At 32.2% G+C, this 5,393-nt stretch carries 5 protein-coding genes and 1 pseudogene; 5 read left to right on the forward strand and 1 reads right to left on the reverse strand.

The features are described 5' to 3' along the window. The first annotated feature begins 17 nt into the window (after positions 1-17). Both OU788_RS11565 and OU788_RS11570 read left to right on the forward strand, forming a co-directional pair. Positions 18-614 (forward strand): SprT-like domain-containing protein, encoded by a 597-nt coding sequence (locus OU788_RS11565; RefSeq protein WP_274635313.1) that lies wholly within the window; start codon positions 18-20, stop codon positions 612-614. Between the two features lie 10 nt (positions 615-624). After that, positions 625-1,734, forward strand: coding sequence for a mannose-1-phosphate guanylyltransferase (locus tag OU788_RS11570; RefSeq protein WP_274635314.1), 1,110 nt, complete (start codon positions 625-627; stop codon positions 1,732-1,734). A gap of 2 nt (positions 1,735-1,736) precedes the next feature. Here OU788_RS11570 and lpxK read toward each other — a convergent pair whose 3' ends face one another. Beyond that, on the reverse strand, positions 1,737-2,774 hold the full coding sequence (gene lpxK, locus OU788_RS11575; protein ID WP_274635315.1) for a tetraacyldisaccharide 4'-kinase: 1,038 nt from the start codon (positions 2,772-2,774) through the stop codon (positions 1,737-1,739). A gap of 86 nt (positions 2,775-2,860) precedes the next feature. Here lpxK and OU788_RS11580 point away from each other — a divergent pair. From OU788_RS11580 to OU788_RS11590, 3 genes and pseudogenes are all read left to right on the forward strand, one after another. Further along, positions 2,861-3,957, forward strand: a pseudogene (locus OU788_RS11580) (Nif3-like dinuclear metal center hexameric protein). 3 nt (positions 3,958-3,960) lie between these two features. After that, positions 3,961-4,731: a zinc ribbon domain-containing protein gene (locus OU788_RS11585; RefSeq protein ID WP_274635316.1), complete on the forward strand. Its 771-nt coding sequence runs from the start codon at positions 3,961-3,963 to the stop codon at positions 4,729-4,731. A 204-nt stretch (positions 4,732-4,935) separates the two neighbouring features. Next, complete coding sequence (locus OU788_RS11590) at positions 4,936-5,364, forward strand: hypothetical protein (protein ID WP_274635317.1); 429 nt, start codon at positions 4,936-4,938, stop codon at positions 5,362-5,364. Positions 5,365-5,393 lie beyond the last annotated feature (29 nt).

A 5,393-nucleotide genomic window follows, 5' to 3' on the forward strand; every position in this document is an offset into this window, starting at 1 on the left:
ACCACTCGAACTGACTTTTGAAAAAAACACTGATTAAATACATCCCTGAAGAAGCTATTCCCTTAGTTGAATATTTAATTATTGAGCATAAAATCAACTTAAAAATAGTAAGCGAACGTCAAACCAAACATGGTGATTTTCGTCGCTTACCAAATGGTCACATGCAAATTACAGTGAATAACAACTTGAATCCGTATCAGTTTTTGTTGACTTTAGTTCACGAAATTGCACACCATGTTACCTATCAAAAATTTGGAAGGGTACAACCGCATGGTAAAGAGTGGAAAACAGTTTTTCAACATTTAATGCTGCCTTTTTTACAACCAGCAATTTATCCGAAAGATATATTACCTTATTTAGCTAATTACCTAAAAAACCCAAAGGCAAGCACAGATACTGATGTAAATTTATCGCTAGCTTTACGAAGAGGAAAGTCTGAAGACGGAAAGAATTTTATCTTTGAAATTCCTAACGGAAGCGTTTTTCAATTCAAAGAAACACTATACAAAAGAGGAAGCAAACGAAGAACACGCTATGAGTGTTTAAATTTGAGTAACAAACGCGTGTATTTATTCAATCAAAATGCAGAAGTGGAGCTAGTAGCTTCAAAATAAATAAAACAGTATGAGCAGTAATTATTATGCAGTAATTATGGCGGGAGGTGTAGGTTCACGCCTTTGGCCTGTAAGCACCGAAAAATACCCAAAACAGTTTCACGATCTATTAGGAAGTGGTGAATCTTTACTGCAAAAAACTTTTAATAGAATCAATCAATTAATTCCTTCTGAAAACATTTTAATTGCTACAAATAAGCGTTATGAAGAGTTGGTATTAGAGCAACTTCCTACAATTAGCTCAAAACAGCTATTACTCGAACCTACAATGCGCAACACAGCTCCTTGTATTTTGTATGCTGCGTTAAAAATTCGCCAGCAAAATGAAAATGCTGTGATGTTAGTAGCCCCATCTGATCACTGGATAGAAAACGAAACCGAATTCATTAAGAACATAGAAACTTCTTTTAACGCTTGCGCCAAAGAAGATATATTAATGACCTTGGGAACACAACCAAGTCATCCAAATACAGGTTATGGCTATATTCAGTTTGAAGAAAGCTCTTCTGAAATAAAAAAAGTAAAAACGTTTACCGAAAAACCAAACTTAGAAAATGCCACGTTTACCGAAAAACCAAACTTAGAAAAAGCTACTCAGTTTTTAGCGAGTGGTGATTATCTGTGGAATGCTGGTATTTTTGTTTGGTCTGTTGCTAGCGTCTTAGATTCCTTTAAAAAACATCTTCCTGAAATGGTTGCTATTTTAGATGATGGAACGAATGTTTATAATACCGATTTTGAAGACGATTTCATCAATAGCAATTATGAAAAGTGTGAAAACATTTCTATCGACTTCGGGATTATGGAACGCTCTGAAAAAGTACACGTACTCCCTGTAGATTTTGGTTGGGATGATTTGGGCACTTGGGGTTCTTTATATAACAAACTTGGTAAAGATACTCACCAAAATGCAACCGTTGGAGCCACAACTATTTTTAAAGATGCCAACGGAAATATGGTTAGCACTAAAAATGGTAAAAAAGTAGTAGTTCAAGGGCTACAAGATTTTATTATTATAGAAAAAGACGATGTGTTAGTTATTTGTCCACGCAAAGACGAGCAAGACATTAAACAACTTCGAGAAGAGGCTAAAGATACTTTTGGAGAAAAGTATGTGTAAAATTAATTCCTTTTAAAGTTTTTTAAGCTTTCTAAAATAGCTTTATCAAACTGCTCACCTCCATTAAGAAACTCACTTTTTATAGAAATATAATTAAGAGAATCGACCTTTCCTTCTAAACGCATATAATCCTTTTCGGTAGTTAGTATGATTTTTTGTTGAGAAGCTAATGCTTCATAAGATTTTTTAATGTTCTCAATATCCTGTTGAGTAAAATTATGATGATCCGGAAAGTTTAGATGCTTGAAACATACATTCTTTTCTTCCAAGAAATTCAATAAAGGAGTCGGATTCGCAATTCCCGTTACTAATAACACTTCTTTATCCTCCAAATCATCAATTGTTAACTCTTCAGCTCCTTTTAAATTTTCGTCATAAGCAATCGTTGTAAAAAATACTTTTTGATACGATTTCGGATTGAGTTTTCGCACGATTTTTTCTTGCGCTGCTTTAGATAAACTCTCAGGACATTTTGTAACCACAATCACTTTTGCTCGTTTAGCTCCTCTCCTACTTTCTCGCAAATTTCCTGTAGGCAATAAAAAATCATCCACAAACAAATCGTTGTATTTTGTGAGTAAAATATAGCTGCTTGCTGTTACTTTTCTATGTTGGTAAGCATCATCCAACAATACAACTTCTGGCGAATTATTTTGCTGTAATAACTGTTGAATTCCATTCGTTCTATCAGCATCTACAGCTACGGTAATAGCTGTTTTAAACTTCTTGTAAAACTGTAGTGGTTCATCGCCTACATCTTCTGCAACATGTGTATCGTTGACTAACTGAAATCCTTCTGTTTTACGCTTGTATCCACGACTTAACACCGCTATTTTGTAATTATCTTTTAGTAAACGAATCAAATATTCAATTTGTGGAGATTTCCCTGTTCCGCCTACACTCAAATTTCCAACAGCAATTACAGGAATATCAAAAGAAGTAGCTTTTAAAATACCTATATTAAAAAACCAATTACGAACTCTCGTAATCACATCATACAAAATAGCAAACGGAAATAATAAAAATCGTAGTAGTTTCATTACTTCAAAAGTACTAAATTAGTTTTTACACTTACAACACAAAAACTTTTAAACTTTGTAACTTTACAACTTTCAAACTCAAAAAAATGCAAATAAAAGACGTTACCAACTATATTGAACAATTAGCACCGCTTTCATATGCTGAAGATTTTGACAATGTTGGCTTATTAATAGGGAACTATACTACTGAAGTTACTGGAGTTTTAGTCACATTAGACACGCTTGAAGAAACTGTAGATGAAGCAATTGCTAACAACTGTAATCTTATCGTAAGCTTTCACCCTATTGTGTTCAGCGGATTGAAAAAAATCAATGGTAACAATTATGTAGAACGCGTCGTGTTAAAAGCTATTCAACATAACATTGCTATTTATGCTACACATACAGCTTTAGATAATGTTAACAATGGAGTTTCGGCTAAAATGGGAGAAGTTTTAGGACTAGAAAACATGAATTCACGCTCATTCCTAAAAAAGGAATCATTAAAAAATTAACGACTTATGTTCCGTTTGCAGAGGCTACTAATTTACGCGAAAAACTATTTGAAGCGGGCGCAGGAAATATTGGTAATTATGACAACTGTTCTTTTAATATAGAAGGAAAAGGAAGTTATAGAGGCAACGAAAACTCAAATCCGACTGTTGGTAAAAAAGGAGAATTAATGTTTGAAGAAGAAACCTGTATTACGGTTACTTTTGATGCTTTTTTAGAAGGAAAAATACTTTCGGCTCTCTTTAAAAATCATCCGTATGAAGAAGTTGCTTACGAAGTCATTACCTTAGATAATCAAAACCAACATGTAGGCATGGGAATGATTGGAGAACTTCCTTCAAAAATGAATGAAAAAGACTTTTTAATATTTGTAAAAGAAACCTTTAAAACAGGCTGTGTACGACATTCAGAATTGCTTGGCAAGCCTATTAAAAAAGTAGCTGTACTAGGAGGCTCAGGGAGTTTTGCTATTAAAAATGCCTTACGAGCTGGCGCCGATGCATACATTAGTGCTGATTTTAAGTATCATGAGTTTTTCAAAGCTGAAAAAAACATCTTACTTACCGATGTTGGACATTATGAAAGCGAACAATTTACAAAAAATCTTTTAGTTGATTATCTTAACAAAAAATTTAGTACTTTTGCAATTATTTTAAGCGAAAAGAGTACAAATCCAATATACTATATTTAACAGATGGCAAAAAAAGAAGTAACGGTAGAAGAAAAATTAAGAGCGTTATATGATTTACAGTTAATCGATTCTAGAATTGACGAAATTAGAAACGTTCGCGGTGAATTACCTTTAGAAGTTGAAGATTTAGAAGATGAAGTTGCCGGATTAAACAAGAGACTTTCTAATTTAGCTGAAGATGTTAAAAATTTAGAAACTGATATTAGCAATAAAAAATTAGCTATTGATGAGTCTAAAACATTAATTAAGAAGTACGAGGAACAACAAAAAAACGTTCGTAATAACCGTGAGTTTGATTCTTTAACAAAAGAAATTGAATATCAAGAATTAGAAATTCAATTATCAGAAAAAAGAATTAAAGAATTCAAAGCTAAAATCGCTCAAAAGAACGAGGTTATCGAGAATACTAAAGAAAAATTAGCACAACAAGAAAACCATTTAACTCACAAAAAAGGTGAATTAGATGCTATCTTAAAAGAAACTGAAAAAGAAGAGCAGTTATTAAAAGAAAAATCAGAAGAGTTCGCTCAATCTATCGACGATCACTTATTATCTGCTTATAAAAGAATTAGAACTAAAGTTCGTAACGGATTAGCTGTTGTAGCTATTGAGCGTGGTGCTGCTGGAGGTTCTTTCTTTACCATTCCACCACAGGTGCAGTTAGAAATTGCTAACCGTAAGAAAATTACAATTGACGAGCACAGTGGACGTATCTTAGTTGATGCCGCTTTAGCACAAGAAGAAAAAGAAAAGATTGATAGTTTATTCGCTTAATATTTTTTCTACCATATATTTCAAGCCCTCTTTTTAGAGGGCTTTTTTATTTTACAAAAAGCTATATTTCTTTTTTTACTATATTTAGTTCGTAAAATGAAAAGGAATAAAATTGCTAAAGCTTCTTTTATCCCGAAATATAAACCAGACAAACTTTTTGTTGATATATAACAAGTTGGCAAACATTCGTGAAAACAAAATTTTATGAAAAACCTATACAAAGAGTATCCGATTTCTATAAAAGAAAAAGCAGATGCTGAAAAACTTTTAGAAAAAGACTTTTTCTCAGGGAAAAGAAAAGATACAGTTAAAATATCAACTACTTTTTTTCATAATAAAACGAAAATTGACTTTTATGATGAACAAATTTGGGTTAGACAGAAAATCACACCTAATTTTGCATTGATTATACCCTTTGCATCTCTTTTAATCATCATATACTTGATTATTAAATCGAATAATTTTTATGTAGCAGAAAACATAGGATTACTATTTGCTACTATTTTTACTAATTATTTATTATTCATTCATTTAGCAGAAACCACTCATACAAAAATACAGAACGAAATATTTATTCATTTATACAACATAGCCAAAAAGAACCTTATTTTCAGATTTTTTATTATTCAGTAAACGTACGGTACCTATTTTAAAAGATTTCG

The organism is Tenacibaculum sp. L6, from assembly GCF_028823685.1.
In the GTDB taxonomy this organism is placed as follows: domain Bacteria; phylum Bacteroidota; class Bacteroidia; order Flavobacteriales; family Flavobacteriaceae; genus Polaribacter.

Coding starts and splice junctions, on each gene's coding strand:
- lpxK (WP_274635315.1), bottom strand. CDS start 2,774: ATGAAACTACTACGATTTTTATTATTTCCGTTTGCTATTTTGTATGAT.
- OU788_RS11590 (WP_274635317.1), top strand. CDS start 4,936: ATGAAAAACCTATACAAAGAGTATCCGATTTCTATAAAAGAAAAAGCA.
- OU788_RS11570 (WP_274635314.1), top strand. CDS start 625: ATGAGCAGTAATTATTATGCAGTAATTATGGCGGGAGGTGTAGGTTCA.
- OU788_RS11585 (WP_274635316.1), top strand. CDS start 3,961: ATGGCAAAAAAAGAAGTAACGGTAGAAGAAAAATTAAGAGCGTTATAT.